This is a genomic window from Streptomyces sp. NBC_01520 (assembly GCF_045040375.1).
Lineage (GTDB): Bacteria > Actinomycetota > Actinomycetes > Streptomycetales > Streptomycetaceae > Streptomyces.
Genome location: NZ_CP109404.1, coordinates 1,231,022 through 1,250,740 on the forward strand (window position 1 = coordinate 1,231,022; position 19,719 = coordinate 1,250,740).

Consider the following 19,719-nt stretch of genomic DNA (forward strand, 5'->3'; position numbering starts at 1 on the left):
GTCGTGTCCTCGATCCGACTGTTCTTTGTCGGTGGACTGATCAGCTTCCGTGCGTTGTTCAGTTGGCTCAGCCCGTGGATCTACATCCCGAGCCTGCTGATCGCCCCGATCTTCCAGATCCTGCTGTTCGTCAACCTCGGGCGTGCCGCCAACGTCGGCTCCGACTCGTTCTATCTTGTCGGCAACGCCATCCAGTACATCGCGATCCCCTGCCTGTTCGGCATCGCGAACACCATCGCCGGTGAGCGTTTCACCGGCACACTCGGGATCATCCTGGCGAGCCCTGCGCGCCGGATCCCCCTGTTCCTCGGCCGTGCCCTCCCCACGCTGGCCAACGGCTGGGTCGTCGCCTTGTTCGGTCTGTCGGTCGGCTCCCTGCTGCTCGGTGTGCCGGTACCCGGTTCCGCATGGCCGAAGATCATGCTGATCGCGCTGGTCGCTGCGGCCTCGTGCACCGGACTCGGCCTACTCAACGCCGCGGTGGCACTCCGGGTCCGTGAAACCTCGGTGCTTTCCAACATCACGTTCGGCATCCTCCTCATCTTCTGCGGAGTGAATGTGCCGCTGGACGTGCTGCCGGACTGGATGGCGCACATCAGCTCCGTCCTTCCGCTCACTCATGCCATCGAGGCGGCCCGTGCCGTCGTCGCAGGCTCCGACCTGGGCACCGTGGGCTCGTTGCTGGCCAAGGAAGCGCTGATCGGCACGGTGTTCTGCGTGCTGGGTCTCGTGGCCCTGCGGTTCCTCGAGGACCAGAGCCGCCGAACCGCCTCGCTCGACCGGATGTAAGGGCGGCCCATGTCATCCTTCGAAACCGCAGGCCTGAGGGTCACCGAGGTCGCGCACCCGGACGAGCTCCGGGCCGAGCTTGAGCATGCCGGACCCGAGCGGCCCAACATGGTGCAGCTCACGCTCGATGACGACCGGCGCTGGGAGGCCCTGCGCGATCCGGACCTGGTCGTACGGCCGACGTGGCTGCACTGGGTGGCGTCGGCGTCGGGCGGCTCGGCCGCCCTCGTCGAACGGCAGAGCCCGAAGCAGCGCAGGCGCAGCCGTACGGCCCTGAGCCGGCTGGACCGGATGACGATGGAGATCTCCGAACCCATCGACGAGTCACGCTACGACGAATGGGCCGAGCTCTATTCGGCACAGGTGAAGGGGATGCGGCTCGGCCACGACTTCGCCGCCCGGTACCGCTCGGGAACCCTGGCGCCGGACTCGCCGTTCCTGCTCGTCACCTGGCGGGAGGACGGCGAACTGGCCGGAGGCGTCGTCGTCCGCTTCGACCCCGAACTCTCCGCACTCGTGACCCGGTTCAGCGCGGTGGCGCCGGGCCGACGCGGTGCTGAGATCCCGCGCGGGATGTATCTCGCGCTGGCCGACCTGGCGGCGTCGCGCGGTATGCGCTGGCTCTCGCTGGGCAACGACATCAACCTGTACGGGACGGTGACCCACCCCGGGCTGTGCGCGTTCAAGCTGCGGCTCGGGTTCCGGCCGGTACCGGGTGACCTGTTCGGCAACAGCTCCTGCCGGACCGTCGCGGAACGGCTGGTCGACGTACGCGACATGGACCTTCCGGTGCTGCGCTTCGAGTACGCGGGCCCGCGGGAGCCAGACGCGGAGCTGCCCGACTTCATCGACGGGGCGCAGGCCCTGCGGCTGGTCTCGGTGATGCCGGCTGGATCCGGCAACGCCGTGCTCGAATCGCTGCCGGACCACCGGCGGATCGTCCTCGTGCCCTGACCGGCCGAATCGGAACGGGGCGGCACACACCCGAGGTGTGTGCCGCCCTGTTCCGCGGTGGCGATTTCGTCAGACGCTCGCCTTCGAGCCGCGGATGATGCCCATGGGGGCGTTGTACTGGGTGAACATCGGGAAGCCCCAGTAGATGCTGCGGACCTCCCCGCAGCCGACAGCGCGGAGCTGCTCCTCCCACTGCGTGATGGAGCGGTAGGTGAAGGGGAAGGGGATGGTTTCGTACGTCGTCAGGCACGACGAGGCGTCGAGCAGAGCGATCAGGGCGTACTTGTCCTCGTCCCCGAGGCGGTTGAAACGCATCGTGAGTGCGTTGTCGTTGAGGGCCGGGGCATCCGTGTACGAATCCTCGATGATGAGGATCTCGCCGCCCGGACGCAGGATCCGGCTCGCCTCGCGCAGCAGTGCCTCCTGCACGTCGGTCGTCATGTGGTGCAGCGCGAGCCGGAACCCGACGACATCGGCGACGGCGTCCGGCAGCGGAATGGCGGACTCGTCCTCCTGGTGGGCGAAGTGCAGGCGCTCGCCCGTCAGCACACCCGGGTCGATGCGGTGGTCGACACCGGTCACCTTCTCCAACCGGCTGTTGTGCCGCAGGAGGAAGTCGCCGAACTTGTTGTTGGGGTTGCCGACGTCCACGAAGTGGCCGGAGGCGGCGTCCAGGCCGGCGTTCCTCATCGTGCGCGTCCAGCCCCCTTCCTTCTCCTTCGTCAGGAGCGAGGCGAAGCCCTGCCTCTCGTACGCCTCCCTGGAGGCGGCGAAGACGGCGTCGGCCTCCTCCTCGGTGGTGCACTTCCGGAGTGCGGCGAGCCCGTCGGCGATGAGTTCACGGACCTCCCGGCCCATGTGGAGCTCGTAGGACAGCGGAAGCATGTCCTCAAGCAGGTCGTACGCCTCGGTGTTGCCGTTGAACCGCAGGTATATGTGCTGTGCTTCGATTCCGATGTGAGGGGTACCGGATATTGCAGACATAAGCGAAGAAGCTCCTGATCGAAGTCGTAGGCGCCGCGCGCTGCCGCGAGAAATTCGTGGCGGCAGGGGCAATAAGGCGGACGCGGCCGAGAGTATCCCTGACGAGCCGTACGCCGTCCGGGTCTCATCTCCGTCGCGTGGAAATGGGTAATGACACCAAAGGGCTGCATGGCGACCCTAGTCGCGGAGCGTGAAGAGCGTCAAGGATGCTCCCGAAATGCTCAACCGGCAAATCGGGGGAAGCCGTTGGGCCGCATTCTGAGTTACGCTGACCTGCATGATCACCAAGCCTGCCAGAGTTGCACTTCAGCTCCAGCCGGAGCACGCCAACTACCGGAAGATCCGCGACACCGTCGCCGAGGCGGAGGATCTCGGCGTCGATGTCATCTTCAACTGGGACCATTTCTTTCCCCTGACCGGCGACCCCGATGGAATGCACTTCGAATGCTGGACGATGCTGGCCGCCTGGGCCGAATCAACCAGCAGAACGGAGTTCGGCCCCCTGGTGAGCTGCAACGGCTACCGCAATCCCGAGCTCCTTGCCGATATGGCCCGGACGGTCGACCACATCAGTGACGGGCGGCTCATTCTCGGCGTCGGCGCCGGCTGGTGCGAGCGGGATTTCGTCGAGTACGGATATGATTTCCCGCCGGACGGCAAGCGGCTGGACGATCTCGCGCAGGCACTCCCGCGCATCGAATCGCGCATGTCCCGGATGAATCCGACACCGACCCGGAAGATTCCCGTTCTGATCGGCGGCGAGGGGGAGAAGAAGACCCTCCCGCTGGTCGCCCGGCACGCGGACATCTGGCACAGCTTCGCCGACCCGGACACGATCGAGAGGAAGCTGGCCGTACTGCGAGGGCACTGCACCGCGATCGGCCGCGACATCGCGGAGATCGAGGTGTCCACCGGCGTGTGGGGCGGTCCCTCCCACGTAGGTGATCCCGATGTGCTCGGGCCGCGCCTGCGCAAGTTGGGCGTCTCGCTCTTCACCGTGGGGATCGGCGGGCCGGACTACGACCTCGGCGTCCTGCGCAAGTGGATCGCCTGGCGCGACCGGGACCGGGCCGAGCAGGGCTGAAGGCGCGCGGCCGAGCGGCTCGGGACGGTCCCTGCCGACCCCGCCGCCCGGCGCGGCCGCAGTGGGCTGCGGCGCCTGCCGCAGCCGCTCACACCGCCGGCTGGAGATCCGCGAGAACCTCGTCGACGGCGCGCTTGCTGAATCCGGCGAGCACCGGGTTCGTCCGCATGTAATACGCGTAGGCGATCACCCCGACGCACAGGGCCCAGCCGCGTCCGCGTGCCCAGGTGTCATCGTCCACGGCCAGGTGCTCCCGGAAGGTGACGCGTGCCGAGGCCGACAGGTAGGTCCACGCGACCATCACGTCCAGTGCGGGGTCGCCGACACTCATCAGCCCCCAGTCGATCACCGCACCGATCCGGCCGTCCTGGACGAGCAGGTTGCCGGGGTGCAGGTCGCCGTGGGTCCAGACGGGCGCGCCACGCCAGGCGGGCACCGCGATGGCGTTCTCCCAGGCCTGCGTCACCGCGTCCACGTCCACGATGCCCCGCAGGTTGGCGATGGACTCCCGGACGACCGGGTCTCGGACGGGCAGCGGCACTCCCCTCAGTCCGCTGTGCAGGCCCGAGCGGTTGCCGTCGGCGGTGCGGATCCCGTGCAGGGCTCCGACGAAGCCGGCCAGCGCGCGGGCGGCCTCGTGCTCGTCGGCCAGCGGGGTGTCGATGCCGTCCCGGCCGTCCAGCCACTGGTAGACCGACCAGTGCCACGGATAGCCCTCGCCCGGTGTCCCCTTGCCGAGCGGAGTGGGTATGGCCAGCGGAAGCTGCGGGGCGAAGACCGGCAGCCATCGCTGCTCCTTGCGAATGTGTTCGGCGCTCCACGGCGACCGGGGCAGGCGCACGGTCTTGTCATCACCCAGGTGGTAGAGCGCGTTGTCGACTCCCGCGGAATCGACCCGCTCCACGGGCAGGTGCGCCCACTGCGGGAACTGTGCGGCAAGCAGCCGCCGGACCAGAGCGGCGTCTACGTCGACTCCGTCGGCGGACGCGTCGGCACCTGACATGGGTAACTCCCTGAATTTCCGGAGGCCGTGCGGAACGAGCGCAGGATACGCCGACGCACAGCGCGCCGGTCAACGTCCGGCCGACGTCTGTGAGGTTGATGAGGATCTTGTCCGGCACAACGGGAACTTCGGCCGAAAATGGTCTCTGACCATGTGTCACATGCGCTGCCAGCTGCGATGTTTGCCGCAGTGGAGATCCATTGACAACCTCCCGATCCCTCTCTTAGATTCCAGAAACACACGCGATCTGACGGTGAAGGGTTCCCCGGCCACACCCGCCGGCACAGACAGCGGCTGTTCTCCCCTCATACGGCCCGACCGGCCCTGTCGCGCGCCCTGTCGACCCCTGCGACGCCTCCATCCCGTGAGTGCCGCCAGCCGTCCGTACAACGAGGAGACCTCATGACCAACACCGGTGCGGAGCGGACGGTCGACACGGTGGTGTCCGTCGCTTCGGGCATTTGCGACGCCGAACTCGCCGTGGACACCGACCTCATCGCCTTCGGCTTCGACTCCATCGAGATGATCCAGCTCGCCGGCCGGCTGAGCGAGGAGCTCGGGGTCACCTGCTCGATCGAGGACGTCTTCGAGACCACCTCCCTGGGCGAGCTCGCCCGGATACTGGAGCAGCGCATCGAAGAGATCGGCGCCCGGTAACAGGGGCCGGTCCCGTGACAGCGACCATGACGTGTCCCATCGTCACCCGGTTCCGCGACGTCGCCGCCCGGCACAGCGGTCTCACCGCGATCGTGGGCGCGCAGCAACGCCTCAGCTACGCAGAGCTGGGACAGCAGGCCGAACAATGGCGGCGCCGATGCTCCGGGCCCGGTCTGCCACCGGGCTCGCCCGTCGTCATCCTCTGTGACGGCCACCCCGAACTGCCCGGGGCCTTCCTCGGGGTACGGGCCGCCGGCCTGGTACCGGTACTGATCGACGCCGCGCAATCGGCGTCCCGGGTGACCGCCGCCATCGACGCGGCCCGTCCGAGCGCCGTGATCCGCCTGCCCGGCACCGAGGTCGAGCCCGTGCCCGGGGTGGAGCCGCGGATCCTGCCCGAAGGGGCCGGCTACGTCGTCTTCTCCTCCGGCAGCCAGGGCACTCCCAAGGGGATCATCGGGCTGGCGAGCGGCCTGTTGCAGTTCCTGGACTGGGAGATCGAAACGCTCGGCATCCGTCCGGGGACCCGCACCGGCATGCTGACCTCGCCTTCCTTCGACGTGGTCTTCCGGGACCTGTTGCTGCCGCTCATGGCGGGCGGCGAACTGCACATCGCGGAGGCCGATGTCCGCTCCAGGCCCGACGCCGTGCTGCCGTGGATCGCCGAGCACGCGGTGAGCGTCGTCCACCTCGTGCCGAGTCTCAGTGCCCGGTGGATCTCCGCGGCCGCCACACGGATGCCCGAGCTGCGCTGGACCCTGTTCGCCGGTGAGCCGCTCTACGGGCAACACGTGACCCGGTGGCGCTCGGCGGCACCCGGCACCGCCGTCATCAACCTGTACGGGCCTTCCGAGACCACGCTCGCCAAGTTCTTCCACCTGGTGGTGGACGACCCCGGCCACGGGCTGCAGCCCGTGGGCAGGCCGCTGCCCGGAACCGAGGTCGAACTGGAACCGGTCGCGGCCCAGGACCGGACTGTCCGGACCCACAGCATCACCATCAGCACGCCGCACGGCTCCCTGGGGTACCTCCCCGGCAGCTGCTCGGCCGACGACGAGCTGCGGCTGCGACGAAGGGACGGGATCACCCGCTTCCGGACTCAGGACCGCGGCGAGTTGGACGAGCACGGCGACCTCGTGGTCACCGGCCGGCTGGACACGCTGGTCAAGCGCAACGGCACCTTCGTGGACATCGCGCGTATCGAGTCGGCCGCCGTCGACCTGGACGGTGTGCGCGCGGCCTGCTGCTTCCAGCTCACCCCCAGCGGCCGGATCGTGCTGGCCGTCGAAGGGGTCGAAGGACCCGCGGCGGCACTGCGCCGCAGGCTGCAGCCGGTTCTGGGCACGGAACTGCCGGACCGCATCCTCGCCTTCCCTTCTCTTCCCCTCCTGCCCAGCGGCAAAGTGGACCGCCGGGCACTGCGTGCTGTGCTCGACGAGGGGGACGAGCCCACGGCCTCCTCCTCACGGGTGCCCCGCGCTCCCCTCCTTCGTACCGCCCCAGAGGAGCATTGATGCTGGCGAACGGCAGACGGACCGTCGTGGTCTGCAAGTGGCAGGCGGAGATCCTGAGTTCTCTGCTGGACTGTGGCGCGGGCGTCTACATGGTGCTCGACCGCTACGACCTGCGGCACGAAGACCTCGACGAGGAGCTGCTGGACCGCTGTCTGGGCGTGTACCGCGTGGGCAGCTTCGATTCCCTGGAGGAGCTGTCCGGGGTCGCCGTCGACATCCGGCTGCGCGACCGGGAGGTCGATCTCGTGATCGGCCACGGTGAGCTGTGCCAGTTCGGCGCCGGCTATCTCGGGGTTCTCCTGGGCACCGTGGCCGACCCGCTGTTCCCCGTCTCGCACCGGGACAAGCGTCTGATGAAGCAGCGGGTGCGGGACGCCGGAGTGCCGGTCACCGGCTTCATGTCGCTGCCGGACGCGACCGACCGGGCGGCAGTCGCGGCCGTGGCCGAGGCGCTCACCATGCCCGTCATCGTGAAGCCCGCGGCCGGCTACGGCTCCATGAGCACGGTGCGTGCCAAGGACGCCGAGGAACTCGCGGCGGTGACGGCCGACTTCACCTTCGAGCCGCTGTTGAACTCCAAGCAGCTGATCGTGGAGGAGTTCGTCACCGGCAGCGAGCTGTGCGTGGACGCGATCTGGGCGGACGGCGAACCGCTCACCTTCGTGCTGCACCAGTACCACACACCGAGGCTCGCCATCGCGGACGACGAGGACGCGGCGAGCATGGACGGTTCCCGGGTGCTGCTGCCCGAGGAGCACCCGGACCTGGTGCGCCAGGCACGCGAGATCCACCGGCGGATCAACGGCGTGCTGGGCATCAAGGAGGGCGCCACGCACATGGAGACCTTCATCCGGCCGAACGGCGAGCTCGTCTTCTCGGAGATCGCGACCCGGGTCAGCGGCGGCTGGATCCCCGACATGCTCAGCGCCCATCTGGGGCACTCCATCTGGGGCCTGGTGGGCCGGGCTGCCGCCACGGGCACCTGCCCGCCACCGGACCGGAAGCACCGCTACGTCGCCGGTGTGCACCTGCGGCCGGAGAAGCCGGGCGTGATCACTTCCATCCCTTCGGACGAGGAGTTCGCCTCGTTCCCCGGCGTGATCAGCTGGCGGTGTTCCAGGAAGGTCGGTGACCGGGTGCGGCTCAGCCACCCCTCCGAGTGGTACCTGTTCGTCGTGTTCGGGGCCGAGACGCCCGAGGAGCTGGAGGAGCTGCGGGTTCGAGTTGCCCGGCGGTTCGTGATCGAGACGGCGGTGCCGGCCGCGCGGCGCTGACCACACGGCGCACCACGGAGAACTGGCCGGGAGGAGCTCAGAGGCTCCTTCCGGCCAGTTCGTCATGGTGCGCCGCCACTCACTCGCCGGTGACGCACCGCCTCGCGACGGTGCGCGTGAGCTCCTCGATGAAGGAACGGTCGTACATGCCCTGCGGGTGGAAGCTGAGCAGTACCCCCGTACCGTCGCGGTGGATGGCTAGGTTGAGGCCGATGCCGGGCGGGTTGTACACGCCCGGCCGGGTGGGCAGCGACACCCGCGGGGAGGGCAGTCCGGCGATCGTCGGGACGGTGCGCTGCTCCATGACGTTGAGAAGCAGGTACGGGGTGTGCGGCTGACGCTCCCACGAGTCGGGGAACCGGGTGCGCATGTACTCCTCGTGGCTGTACATGCTGTGGTGTATCGCCTTCATGGACGCGGTGCGCACCTTCCGGGCCACCGAGGCGACCGAATCGGTCCGGGCGGCGTCGAGGCGCAGCAGCGAGCGGTTGGCGCAGTAGGCCACCAGCTCCTTCGTGGAGGGCCACGAGCGGCGGGAGTTGGAGAACAGGAACGCCACGTCGTCCGTGGGGGCGTACTCGCGCAACGTGACCGTCACGGCCGCGGCGGCCAGCATGAAGGGCGACAGCCGCAGGCCGAGCCTGCGCGCTTGCAGGCTCGCCACCTCGTCCTCGGCCAGCGGGACCGAGTAGTAGATGGTCGTCTCGTCGGGGTCGAACGGCCCGGTCTCCGGGATCTGGAGCCGCGGGTACGGGCCGAGACCGGCGTTGTGCTCGTCCCACCAGGCGAGGGCGGCACCGCCCTCGTCGCCGTCCAGCCACCGGCGCTCGTCCCGGGCGAACGCCACGGCGTCCGAGGCCAGGACGTCGAACGCCGACTCGGGCCGGCTCTCCAAGCCCTCGTAGACGGTGGACAGGTCGTCGATCAGGATGCGGGCGGAGTGACCGTCGAAGAGGCTGTGCTCGACGGACAGGCCCAGGACGTCGTCCTGGGCCCGGCGCAGCAGCAGCGCACGGACCAACGGCCGCTCGTACGGGTCGAAGTCGGCCTGCAGCCAGGAGTACGCCTCGGCCTCCTGGGCCTCGGCCTTCGTCTCGTCGGGGTCGGCCTCGACGAACGTGAACGGCCAGGAGGCCTCCTGCGCGGGCAGGCAGCCGGCCTCGTCGATCGACCCGTCGGGCAGGAAGTGGGTGCGCAGCCCACTGTGCCGGCGTGCCAGCAGGCGCAGTGCCGTCTGCAGCCGGGGGACGTCGAAGCGGCCCGGGTAGGACATGGCGTGCACCAGCGGCGGCTTCCACCAGCGGTCCGGTCCGTGCAGCAGCGCCAGGCGCTTGGTCTGGGTGGTGCTGGTGGGTATCCGGGTCATGCCGCAGTCCCCTACAGGCTCGAATACGGTCAAGGCAGGTCAACTTCCAATGAGACAGTGCTGTTATCGGCGGTGACCGGCAGTTCACCCAGGAACAGGTCGAGCGGCGGTTCGGGAGAGAGGTAGAAGTGCCCGCCCGGGACTTCCACATGTGCAAACCGGCCCTGGGTGAGCTCCCGCCACAGGTCGGCCTTGTGGGCGCGCACGTGGTCGTCCTCCACGCCGTGCACGACGAGTACCTCGCAGGCGAGGGTGGTCGCGGGCCGGTACTCGTAGCGCTGGAAGAGCTCGAAGTCGGCCCTGAGATAGGGAAGAACGAGCTCCCGGACCCGGGGGTCGGCCATCAGCGCCGCGTCCGTCTGTCCCATGGCGACGATGCTGCGCACCGCCGCCTCGTCGTCCCATTCGGTTCCGGGCGCCGAGACGTGGTCGGGGTCGTGCGGTGCCCGCGCGGCCGAGGCCACCAGGCGGCGGACCGCGCCGTCTGCCGCCTCGATCCGGCGGATGGCCTCGAAGGCGACGATCGCGCCCATGCTGTGGCCGACGAAGGTGACCGGCCGGCCGTCCAGCAGGGGCAGCAGTGCGGCGGCACTCTCCTCGGCGAGTTCGAGCAGGTCCCCTGGGGTCGGCTCGGCAAGCCGGTCCGCGCGGCCGGGGTACTGCACCGCCAGTACCTCGATGTCCTCGCGGCCGGCCCCCCAGCCACGGTAGAAGCTCGCCGAGCCGCCGGCGTGCGGAAAGCACACGAGGCGCTGCGAGGCCTGGGGGCGGGCCTTGAGGACACGAACGGACTTCATACGCGCTCCTGCTGCGAACGGTCCTGAACCATCACGAGCAGCTCATCGAAGTCGCGCAGCCCGTAGACGTCCTCGAAGTCGAGGAACACGCCGAAGCCCGATGAGATGTTGTCGATCAGGCGGATGAGGTCGAGCGAGGAACCGCCTGCGCTGAAGAAGTCGTAGCCGTCGTGGGCGGAGGCGCCACCCGTGCGCTCCTCCCACATCCGGGCCAGCCGCGTCTTCACGTCGGCGTCCCCGACGGCTCCGGCGCCCTCGCCCGCCGCGGCTACGGCCCCGGCCGGCTCCGCCGGGCGGTATCCGGCGGCCAGAGCCGCCGTGTCGGTCTTCCCGGATGCCTTCAGCGGGAAGCCGGCCACCAGGACCATGTCGTCCGGTACCAGATGCTGTGGTGCTCGCTCGGCGACCCGCGCCCGGATCTCCTTGACATCCGCCGTGACCACTCGGGGGCGTACGAAGGCCACGACCCGGCGGTCATGCCCGGTGCCCATGGGAAGGGCGACCGCCTCGGCGGCGTCCTCGTCCTCCACGACCAGTGCCTCGACCTCCGCGAGGTTCACTCGGAAGCCGCGCACCTTGATCTCCGCGTCCTCACGGCCCCGGAACTCCAGTGTTCCGTCGGTGTTCAGGCAGGCCCGGTCACCGGTCCGGTACATGCGGGCGCCGGGCGACGCCGAGAAGGGATCGGTGACGAAGCGCTCCTGTGTGAGGCCGGTGTCACCGACGTACCCCACGGCCAGCCGGTCGCCTCCGACGTAGAGGTCACCGACCTCACCGGGCGGCAGCGGCCGCAGTTCCTCGTCCAGCACGTAGCAGGTCGAGCCCGCGACGGCCCCGCCGATCGGGACCGAGGTCCCGGACGGCTCCCAGTCCATGAGCGAGAAGGCCGTGCTGACGACGGTGTTCTCGGTGGGCCCGTAGCAGTTGACGAGTTCGAGCTCGGGGCACAGGTTCCGGACCCGCACCGCGTGCTCGAACGGCATCACGTCGCCACCGACGATCAGGCAGCGCAGTGCGCGCAAGGCCTCCACATGGCTTTCGGCCACGAGCGCGAAGACGGCGGGCGTGAGGACGGCGGTGGTCACCCGGGGGTCGGCCAGCAGGGCCGCGGTCTCGTGCAGGCTCAGCGCCGTGCGCGGTGCGCACAGCACGGAGGCGCCCACGAGCAGCGCCGACCATATCTCCAGCATCGACGGGTCGAAGGTCAGGATGGTGTTGACGAGGAAGACCTCGTCCGGACTCCGGCGGACCGGCCCGTCCCGCAGACACAACGCGGTGAGTGCCCCGTGCGGGACTCCCACGGCCTTGGGGACACCGGTCGACCCCGAGGTGAAGAGCACATAGGCGAGCCGGTCGGGTGAACCCGCGGGAAGTCCGGCGGGATCCGCCTCGCCCGTGAGGGTCTGCGCGATGAGCTCGCGCACGTGCGGAGTCCCGAGGCCGACCGTGCCCGGCGGCGGGTGTGCCGCCGTGCGGAGCAGCAGTGACGCACCCGAGAGTGCCATCATGCGCTCCACGCGTTCGGCGGGATACGCGGGGTCCACGGGCACGAAATGGCCGCCGGCGAGCAGGATGCCGAGCATGGCGACGATCGAGTCGCGGTCGCCGACGCCGTGGAGACCGACGGCATCGCCGGCATCCACCCCCCGCAACCGCAGGGCGCCGGCCAGTCGTACCGCCTGTTCCCACAGTTCGGCGAAGGTGGAACTGCCGTCCGCGTCCCAGGCCGCGATCTTGTCGGGATGGGCGGCCACCTGCCGCCGGAACGCGGTGTCGATGCACTCGAAATGCTGCTGATGACTGCTGTTACTCATCCGATACCTCCGGAGATGACGACTTCACGAGCCGTTCGACGAGGCGGACCTGGTCACCGAAGGACTGCGCCAGCATCAGTTCGCGCAGCGGTATCTCCAAGGCGAACGTCTGCTCCAGGCTGCGGGCCATTCGGATCAGCAGCAGCGAATCCCCGCCGCTGTCGACGAATCCGGCGTCCTCGGCAAGGTGGGTGTGCCCCAGCAGGTCGCGCCAGGCGGCCGCGACCTCCTCGGCGGGCACCGGCGCTGCGCCGGACCCTGCCTCTGCCGCGGGCGCGGATTCCGGGGTGGGCACGGCGGGTGCGCCCGGTTCCGGGACGGGGGCCGCCCCCGCGGCGGGCCACTTGGTCTCGGGGGCGATGTGCCGGGCGCCGCCGAAGACGGTGCCGGGCAGGTGGAGGCGGCGCCCTGCCGGGACGAGCACGGCCGGGTCGAGCGGCTGCCCCTGGCTCCACAGGGTGGCGAGCGCCATGGCGAACTCGTCCCCGGGCCGCGGGTCCTTGCCCGGCGACAGCGCCATCGCGTCCATCCCGGTGGCGACGGCCATCGCGGACAGCGCCTGGCCGGGCCCCGCCTCGACCGCGAGGGCGTCCGGGAAGACCGCGAGCAGGGCGGCCAGGCCGTCGCCGAAGCGGACCGGGGCCCGGACACTGTCGGCGAACCGCGTCAGCGGCACCTCCGTGCCCTGCGGGACCACCGATCCGTCGACGTTGGTGACGAAGGGCAGGAGCGACACCCCGGCCGCACCGCTCGGGAGGCAGGCGCGGAGCGCGGCAGCCGCCGGCTCCATGGCGGCCGAGTGGAAGGCGTGCGCAGTGTGCAGCCTGCGGCTCACAACCCGGTCCCGGATCAGCTGCGCGAAGGCGTCCACGGCATCGACCGGACCGCTGATCACACAGTTCTCCGGACCGTTGACCGCAGCGATCCCCAGCCCGACGGCACCGGTGGTGTCCGCCTCCCTCATAAGGGCGCGCGCACCGTCCTCCGAGCACGCGACGGCAAGCATCGCGCCGGGTGGGCAGTCGTGCATGGACCGGGCCCGCAGGGCGACGAACTCGATCGCGGTGCGCAGGTCCATGACCCCGGCCAGGCAGGCCGCCGTCACCTCACCGAGGCTGTGACCGGCGAGGGCCACCGGCCGCAGTCCGACTCCGGCGAGGGCCCGCACGGCGGCGTATTCCACGGTGAAGAGCGCGGGCTGTGCCAGGTCGGTCTGCTGAAGCCGGGAGGCGGGGAAGTCCCGGTCGAGCAGGGCGCTGCGCACCGCCTGGGCCAGAGCCGGCTCCATGGCATCCAGGCACTCACGCATGGCGGTGTCGAATCCGGGCAGCCGCTCCCGGAACGGCAGCGCCATGCCCGGTCGCTGGGATCCCTGGCCGGGCAGCACGAAGACCAGGGGCCTCGCGCCCGTCAGCGGTACCCGGCCGCGGACCGCCTGCCGGCCATCGCCCCGCAGGGCCTCGGCGATCTCGCCACGGGTACTGCCGGTCACGGCGAGCCGCTCCCGCAGGGGGGCCCGCCCGACCGACAGCGTGTGCGCCACGTCCGCGACGGCCAACTCGTGGCCCTGCAGATGTTCGGCGAGGCCGGCCGCGCTGCGCTCGAGCGCTTCGGGGCGGACAGCGGAGAGCAGCACGACGGGGGTTCGGTCCGCCGCGGACGGCAGCGGCTGAGCCGGAGTCGGCGACGCCTCGATGACGACGTGGGCGTTGGTGCCGCCGATGCCGAACGAGCTGATGCCCGCCCGGCGCGGTTCGGGACCGCGCCACTCCTGCGTCTGCGTCGGGACGTAAAGCGGGGAGTCGATGTCCACCAGGTGGGGGTTGAGCGCGCCGAAGTTCGCGACCGGCGGCACCTGGCCGCGGCCGACCACCTGGAGGGCCTTGAAGAGGGAGGCCAGCCCGGCCGCAGCGTCGAGGTGGCCTATGTTCGCCTTCACCGCGCCCACGGCGATCCGGGCGTCGCCCGCCCCGGCCGCCCGCAGGGCTTTGGACGTGGAGGTCCACTCGATGGGGTCACCGATGAAGGTGCCGGTGCCGTGGGTCTCGATGTACCCGAGGGAGTCGGCCGGAACGTCGCCCGCCTGCAAGGCGGCCTGGATGGCGGCGGCTTGGCCCGCTGCCGAGGGAGCACTGAAGCCCGCCTTGCTGGAGCCGTCGTTGTTGACGGCCGAGCCGATGATCACTCCGTACGCCGGGGCGTCCGCAGCGGCTTCCTCCAGGCGGCGCAGGACCACCGCGACGACACCCGACCCGCCGACGGTGCCGCCGGCCTGGGCGTCGAACGGCCGACAGCGGCCGTCGGCCGCCATGATCCCGCCACGGACGTAGGTGTAGCCGCCCTGCGGGAATCCGACCGACGCGGCGACGACGACGGCTTGGTCGCAGTCACCGTTGTTGAGCGCCTGTACGGCCAGGTGGACCGCGACGAGCGAGGACGAACACGCCGTCAGCACGCTGACCGCGGGGCCCTGCAGGCCGAGCTTGTACGCAACGCGGCTGGCCATGAAGTCCCGGCCGGTGCCGACGGTCAGGGCCTCCATGGCGTCGGAGGAGACCTCCTCCGGGTTGCCCAGGATCCGTGCCATGTACTTGCTGGTGCTGGACGACGCGAAGACCGCCGTACGGAGCGTGTCCACCAGGGGACTGCGGCCCGCGTCCTCCAGCGCCGCCCAGCTCGCCTCGAGCATCAGCCGGTGCTGCGGGTCCATGAGCTCCGCCTCCCGCGGGCTGATCCCGAACAGCTCGGCGTCAAAGCGCTCGCTGTCCGGGATCCGGCCGCGGACCGGCACGTAGGACGCAGACTCCAGGACGCGCCGGGGTACGCCCGCCGCCTCGAGCTCCCGCAGATCGACGCGGCTGGTCAGCACTTCTCCGGCACAGACGGCCGCCCACCACTTCTCGGTGTCCTCAGGACCCGGCAGCCGGGCGTGCACCCCGGTGACGGCGACGTCGAGGGACTGGTCCCTCACGAGCCGTCCTCCGCCGTGGTCACCCGGCGGGAGCGGCCCGCCGCGAGCCGGGCACGGCGCGCGTCGGCCGGCTGTGCGGCCACAGCCGGCGCCGCAGGGGCGGCGTCCGTGGCGAGCAGTGCCACCTGCGCGTCGACTGTCGTGGCGGTGAAGAGGTCGACGATGGCCACCTTGGCCTGGGCCCGGTCCTCGATCTCCGCCTGCAGCGAGGGCACGAGCAGGGAATGGCCGCCCGCGTCGAAGAAGTTGACGTCCGAGGGCACGGAGGAGACGGCCAGTACGTCGCACCACGCCGCCACCACCGCGGCCCGCAGAGCGGTCACCGAGGCCGGCTCACCGGCGGGACCGGCAGCTGCCTGCGCCGGACCCGGCTCGGCGGTGGACTCGTCGGCCGCCGGGCCGAGGGCCAGCAGGGCGTCCTTGTCGACCTTGCCGTGCGCACTGCGCGGCAATTGCGGAACCACCCGCAGTACACCCGGCACCGCCGGCGGCGGCAGCATCTGCGTCAGCTGGGCCCGAACCGTCGAAGCGTCGAACCCGGGGCCGACGACGAGGAAGGCCGTCAGGCTCGCGTCACCCGGTGTGAGCAGCACCGCCGCGTCCAGAACGGCCTCCGCGGACCGCAGCGCGGCCTCCACCGCGCCCAGTTCCACGCGGTGGCCGCGGACCTTGACCAGCTGGTCGCGCCGGCCGAGGAACCTCAGGGAGCCGTCATCGTCCCAGCGCACCCAGTCGCCGGTCCGGTACATCCGGGCGTCCTCGTCCGCGCTGAACGGGTCGGGCAGGAACGCCTGGGCCGTCATGTCGGAACGGCCCAGGTAGCCGCGGGCGACACCGGCGCCGCCGACGTAGAGCTCACCGCCGGTGCGGTGCGGCATGACACGGCCCTGCCGGTCCAGGACGTAGAGGGCAGCGCCCGGGACGGGCCCTCCGATGCCGACCGGTTCCGGCCGGTCGAAGGGGCGGTGGGTACACCAGACCGTCGTCTCCGTCGGCCCGTACTCGTTCACCAGCCGCGTCGGGCCGAGCAGGTCGAAGTGGCGGGTCAGCAGCGTCTCGGGCAGTGCCTCGCCCGCCGTGATGACGACCTCGAGCGTGCCGAGGCGCTCCGGGGCGGTGCGCATGGCCAGGTCCAGCAGGCCGGCGTAGAGGGCGGGAACACACAGGAGGGCGGAGACTCCGTGCTTCTCGATCAACTGCACCGTGCGCTCGGGGTCGAGGATGTCGTCCGTCTGGGCGACCACGAGCCGTCCGCCGGTGGTCAGCGTGCCCCAGAGGCCGGCGACGGAGGAGTCGAACGACAACGGCGAGACGAGCAGGAAGGTGTCGTAGCCTCCGTACGTCATGCGCCGGGCCGCGGTCGAGGCAGCCAGGGAACCGTGCTCGACCACCACACCCTTGGGTTCGCCGGCGGTTCCGGAGGTGTAGATCACGTACGCCGCGTCGCCGTGCGCGGCGGCGTGCGGCGCGAAGGGCACCGACCCGTCACCCACGGCCTGGCACGGGGAGAGGACCGGCACGGCGAGCCGCTCCTGCCAGCCGTCGTCGCCCACCAGGATCTCCACCCCGGCGTCCGCCAGGACGGAAGCCAGCCGTGCCACCGGGTGACCAGGGTTGAGGGGGACGTAGTAGCCGCCCGCGCGCAGAATGCCCAGGACCGCGACAGCCGTGTCTGCCGACGGCTCCATGAGGACGGCCACCGGCGTACCCGGGGTCACACCTCGGCCCGCCAGTTCCGCGGCGAGGGCGTCGGCCCCCGCTATGAGTTCCGCGTAGGTCAGGGTGGTGGAACCCGAGACGACGGCGGTGCGGTCGGGATCGGTGGCGGCGATCTCGGCGACCACGTCGTGGACGGGACGGAAGGCCTCGGTGACGGCGGGGCCACGGCTGGTGGCCAGCTGCCGTGCCTTCTCCTCCTCGGAGAGGAGCTCGAGCGAACCCACCGCGGCCTCGCCGTCGGCGAGCAAACGCTCGAGCATCACGGCGACGTGCGCCGTGAGCTGCGCGATCTGTGCGTGGTCGTACCGGGCGGTACGGTACGTCGCCAGCAGCTCACCGGTGGTGCCGTTGTCACGCAGCACGAGCGTGAGGTCGTACTTCGAGACCCGCACCGGCAGGTCGAGACTGTCGATCTCCAGGCCGGGGACCTCGCTCTCGGGCGGGGCGGCCTCGAAGTTGAACAGCACCTGGAAGACCGGCGTGCGCGTCACGTCGGGGGTGACCTGGAGCCGGCGGACGACCTCCTCGAAGGGGACGCCGCGATGGCTGAAGGAGCGTAGCAGGCTGCGCTGCGTCGCCTGGCAGAACTCCCGGACCGGCTGGTCCTGCGTGATACGCACCCGCACCGGCGTCGGATTGACGAACATGCCCACGGTGTCGGCGAATTCACCGGACCGGGTGTCCATCGTGCCGCCGATCACCAGGTCGTCGGTGTCGGTGTAGCGGCCCAGGGTCAGGGCGAGGGCGCTCAGGCCCAGGACCTGGGGCGTGGTGCGGTGCTCACGCCCGAAGGCGCGCAGCGCCTCCCACGTCGCCTGCGGCAACGGCACCCGGACGAGCGCACCCTGCTTGTCGGCGGACCGCTTGCGGGCCTCGAGACCGAGGGGCTCGGCGATCTCGGGAATGCGCAGTTCCTCGATCCACGCGTGGAAACGGTCCGAGGCGTACCCTGCGGCTCCCTCTTGCTCGACGTACTCCAGGTAGGGCCGTGAGGGGGCACCCAGGTCCCGTCCGGCATAGGCCGCACAGAGGTCCTTGACGATGACCGACATGGCGCGCCCGTCGACGACCGCGTGGTGCGCGTTCAGCACCAGGACGTGTTCCGAGGGGCCGAGGGTCAGCAGCTCGGCGGCGACGAGGCGGCCCTCGACCAGATCGAAGACACGTGTGACGGCCGCCGCGAGCTCGTCGTCCAGTTCTTCCGGTGCGACGACCCGTGTCGTGAGAGGGAAGTCCTCGACGGGCCAGGTGGAACGCCTGGGCTCGCCTCCGGTCTCGTAGAGTCGCAGTCGCAGCTCGGCGTGCCGCGCGACCACGGTCCGCCAGGCCCTGGCGAGGGTGTCGACGTCGAGCCGCCCGCTGAGCCTGCCGACCCACGGCGCAGTGAACTCCGCGCTGCCCGACTCGACTTTGCCGGCGAACCAAAGCCTCAGCTGGGCGGACGAAAGCATCCGTCCGGTTCCGTTGTGTACCTGCTCCGCGTTCACTTCTCTGTTCCCTCCGTGTACACGTACGTGGGCTCGTAGGCGCCCTCGATCGCCTTGGCGAGCCGTTCGAGCTCTGAGTGGTCCGCCACTTGGCCGTACAGCCGGCCCAGCCGGCCGGCCGCGCCCGACCGCCAGTCGAGCGCCTGCCCTGGGGTGGTCCGTACGTCGGCCAGGTCGATGCCGGGCAGTGCTCGGAGGCGGTCGATTCCGGCGACCCGCACCAGGCTCCGCGCATCCGCGGGCGGCACCAGCGTGTATTGATAGGTGACTCCGTCGAAGACGGGCGCCGTCTCCACGGGCGACCCGAGCGCCAGCCGCATCGCGGCCTCGACCAGGTCGAAACCGGCGCCGCGGCGCAGCAGATCGGCCACGAGACCGCCCACGCGCCCGTTCACCTCGATGATCCTGGGGCCCTGCGCCGTCAGTTTCACCTCGGTGTGGACGATGCCGTCCCGCACGCCGAGGGCCCGTATCGCGGCCTCGGCCATCGAGTTGACCGCGGCTGCCGAGGGCTGGTCGAGCGTGTGCGGGACGAATGAGCCCCGTTCCCGGAACGGCTCGACCAACGGGAACTTGCCCGTGATGCACAGCGCCCGGCACACACCGTCGTGCACGGCGGTCTCGACCGACACGTAGTCCCCCCAGGCCGCGCCGGCCTGGCCGGGATCTCCCACAAGCAGGCGCTCCACGAGAAGGGGGACGGCGCCCCCGGTGCCGTCCCGGAAGTACTCCCGTGCGGCGGCCTCCGCCTCCGCGGCCGAGTTCGCCCGCCGCACCGAACTGCTGCCGGTGCCTGTACACGGCTTGAGCACAAGGGGCAGACCGACGGCTTCGACGGCGCGCGCGATCTCCGTGTCGTCCCTCACCACGGCGCAGGCCGTGGCGTCGATCCCCGCGTCCGCCAGCGCTCGGCGCTGACGGTGTTTGTCCGTCAGCGCCAGGCAGGCCCGGGGAGAATGCCAGTGCCGGACACCGGCCGCGGCCGCCAGCCTGCCGGTCGTGGTCAGGCACGGCTCGCTGAAGGTGACCAGGCCGTCCGGCCTCCTGTCCGACACCGCAGCCTCGGCCCCCTCGGGCGTGAGCCCGGTGATGTCACACAGGTCGAACCGGTTGCGCAGACCTGGCAGCAACCGCCTGACGTGCGGGGATATCTGATCGACAATCAGAAAGAGCGCGACACCGCAGGCACGGGCCGCAGCCGCGATCTCGCCCGGCCCGGCCGCCCCCTCGTCGTAGAAGACACCTAGGCGCGGCGGGGCGCTCAGTCCTTCGGGCATACGATCCATCCGTCGCAGTGTGGGCCGTC

The 19,719-nt window shown here is 70.6% G+C and carries 14 protein-coding genes; 6 read left to right on the forward strand and 8 right to left on the reverse strand.

Translation table 11 applies throughout. The features are described 5' to 3' along the window. The first annotated feature begins 3 nt into the window (after nucleotides 1–3). Both OG524_RS05640 and OG524_RS05645 read left to right on the forward strand, forming a co-directional pair. Entirely contained in the window at nucleotides 4–789 is a 786-nt protein-coding gene (locus OG524_RS05640) for an ABC transporter permease (RefSeq protein WP_405392040.1), read from the forward strand. 9 nt (nucleotides 790–798) lie between these two features. Beyond that, nucleotides 799–1,743 (forward strand): hypothetical protein, encoded by a 945-nt coding sequence (locus OG524_RS05645; protein WP_405392039.1) that lies wholly within the window; start codon nucleotides 799–801, stop codon nucleotides 1,741–1,743. 69 nt (nucleotides 1,744–1,812) lie between these two features. On the opposite strand, the gene OG524_RS05650 is transcribed toward OG524_RS05645, so the two are convergent. Beyond that, nucleotides 1,813–2,727 carry a class I SAM-dependent methyltransferase gene (locus OG524_RS05650; RefSeq protein ID WP_405392038.1) on the reverse strand — a complete coding sequence of 305 codons (915 nt, stop codon included), beginning with the start codon at nucleotides 2,725–2,727 and terminating at the stop codon, nucleotides 1,813–1,815. A gap of 277 nt (nucleotides 2,728–3,004) precedes the next feature. Between OG524_RS05650 and OG524_RS05655 the strand changes: the two genes are divergently transcribed. Further along, nucleotides 3,005–3,811, forward strand: coding sequence for an LLM class F420-dependent oxidoreductase (locus OG524_RS05655; protein ID WP_405392037.1), 807 nt, complete (start codon nucleotides 3,005–3,007; stop codon nucleotides 3,809–3,811). Nucleotides 3,812–3,899: 88 nt separating this feature from the next. On the opposite strand, the gene OG524_RS05660 is transcribed toward OG524_RS05655, so the two are convergent. Further along, complete coding sequence (locus OG524_RS05660) at nucleotides 3,900–4,814, reverse strand: aminoglycoside phosphotransferase family protein (RefSeq protein WP_405392036.1); 915 nt, start codon at nucleotides 4,812–4,814, stop codon at nucleotides 3,900–3,902. 402 nt (nucleotides 4,815–5,216) lie between these two features. Between OG524_RS05660 and OG524_RS05665 the strand changes: the two genes are divergently transcribed. From OG524_RS05665 to OG524_RS05675, 3 genes are read left to right on the forward strand one after another with little or no spacing between them, the layout of a single operon-like run. Beyond that, nucleotides 5,217–5,471 carry an acyl carrier protein gene (locus OG524_RS05665; protein WP_405392035.1) on the forward strand — a complete coding sequence of 85 codons (255 nt, stop codon included), beginning with the start codon at nucleotides 5,217–5,219 and terminating at the stop codon, nucleotides 5,469–5,471. 26 nt (nucleotides 5,472–5,497) lie between these two features. Further along, nucleotides 5,498–6,985, forward strand: a complete 1,488-nt coding sequence (locus OG524_RS05670) for an AMP-binding protein (RefSeq protein WP_405809332.1) — start codon at nucleotides 5,498–5,500, stop codon at nucleotides 6,983–6,985. Continuing rightward, nucleotides 6,985–8,259, forward strand: a complete 1,275-nt coding sequence (locus tag OG524_RS05675) for an ATP-grasp domain-containing protein (RefSeq protein WP_405809334.1) — start codon at nucleotides 6,985–6,987, stop codon at nucleotides 8,257–8,259. The genes OG524_RS05670 and OG524_RS05675 overlap by 1 nt, the downstream gene beginning before the upstream one ends. Nucleotides 8,260–8,338: 79 nt before the next feature. Here OG524_RS05675 and OG524_RS05680 read toward each other — a convergent pair whose 3' ends face one another. From OG524_RS05680 to OG524_RS05705, 6 genes are read right to left on the reverse strand one after another with little or no spacing between them, the layout of a single operon-like run. Further along, nucleotides 8,339–9,625 (reverse strand): condensation domain-containing protein, encoded by a 1,287-nt coding sequence (locus tag OG524_RS05680; protein WP_405392032.1) that lies wholly within the window; start codon nucleotides 9,623–9,625, stop codon nucleotides 8,339–8,341. 29 nt (nucleotides 9,626–9,654) lie between these two features. Continuing rightward, complete coding sequence (locus OG524_RS05685) at nucleotides 9,655–10,422, reverse strand: thioesterase II family protein (RefSeq protein ID WP_405392031.1); 768 nt, start codon at nucleotides 10,420–10,422, stop codon at nucleotides 9,655–9,657. Next, nucleotides 10,419–12,236: an amino acid adenylation domain-containing protein gene (locus OG524_RS05690; protein ID WP_405392030.1), complete on the reverse strand. Its 1,818-nt coding sequence runs from the start codon at nucleotides 12,234–12,236 to the stop codon at nucleotides 10,419–10,421. Before OG524_RS05690 ends, OG524_RS05685 begins: the two co-directional genes overlap by 4 nt. Further along, entirely contained in the window at nucleotides 12,229–15,207 is a 2,979-nt protein-coding gene (locus tag OG524_RS05695; RefSeq protein ID WP_405392029.1) for a type I polyketide synthase, read from the reverse strand. The genes OG524_RS05690 and OG524_RS05695 overlap by 8 nt, the downstream gene beginning before the upstream one ends. Continuing rightward, complete coding sequence (locus OG524_RS05700; RefSeq protein WP_405809337.1) at nucleotides 15,204–18,413, reverse strand: non-ribosomal peptide synthetase; 3,210 nt, start codon at nucleotides 18,411–18,413, stop codon at nucleotides 15,204–15,206. Before OG524_RS05700 ends, OG524_RS05695 begins: the two co-directional genes overlap by 4 nt. Then, nucleotides 18,410–19,699, reverse strand: a complete 1,290-nt coding sequence (locus OG524_RS05705) for an acetyl-CoA carboxylase biotin carboxylase subunit family protein (RefSeq protein WP_405392026.1) — start codon at nucleotides 19,697–19,699, stop codon at nucleotides 18,410–18,412. The genes OG524_RS05700 and OG524_RS05705 overlap by 4 nt, the downstream gene beginning before the upstream one ends. Nucleotides 19,700–19,719 lie beyond the last annotated feature (20 nt).

What these genes read in the sequence shown, in the direction of transcription:
- OG524_RS05645 (WP_405392039.1), top strand. Translation starts at nt 799, where the DNA reads ATGTCATCCTTCGAAACCGCAGGCCTGAGGGTCACCGAGGTCGCGCAC.
- OG524_RS05650 (WP_405392038.1), bottom strand. Translation starts at nt 2,727, where the DNA reads ATGTCTGCAATATCCGGTACCCCTCACATCGGAATCGAAGCACAGCAC.
- OG524_RS05655 (WP_405392037.1), top strand. Translation starts at nt 3,005, where the DNA reads ATGATCACCAAGCCTGCCAGAGTTGCACTTCAGCTCCAGCCGGAGCAC.
- OG524_RS05660 (WP_405392036.1), bottom strand. Translation starts at nt 4,814, where the DNA reads ATGTCAGGTGCCGACGCGTCCGCCGACGGAGTCGACGTAGACGCCGCT.
- OG524_RS05665 (WP_405392035.1), top strand. Translation starts at nt 5,217, where the DNA reads ATGACCAACACCGGTGCGGAGCGGACGGTCGACACGGTGGTGTCCGTC.
- OG524_RS05670 (WP_405809332.1), top strand. Translation starts at nt 5,498, where the DNA reads ATGACGTGTCCCATCGTCACCCGGTTCCGCGACGTCGCCGCCCGGCAC.
- OG524_RS05675 (WP_405809334.1), top strand. Translation starts at nt 6,985, where the DNA reads ATGCTGGCGAACGGCAGACGGACCGTCGTGGTCTGCAAGTGGCAGGCG.
- OG524_RS05680 (WP_405392032.1), bottom strand. Translation starts at nt 9,625, where the DNA reads ATGACCCGGATACCCACCAGCACCACCCAGACCAAGCGCCTGGCGCTG.
- OG524_RS05685 (WP_405392031.1), bottom strand. Translation starts at nt 10,422, where the DNA reads ATGAAGTCCGTTCGTGTCCTCAAGGCCCGCCCCCAGGCCTCGCAGCGC.
- OG524_RS05690 (WP_405392030.1), bottom strand. Translation starts at nt 12,236, where the DNA reads ATGAGTAACAGCAGTCATCAGCAGCATTTCGAGTGCATCGACACCGCG.
- OG524_RS05705 (WP_405392026.1), bottom strand. Translation starts at nt 19,699, where the DNA reads ATGGATCGTATGCCCGAAGGACTGAGCGCCCCGCCGCGCCTAGGTGTC.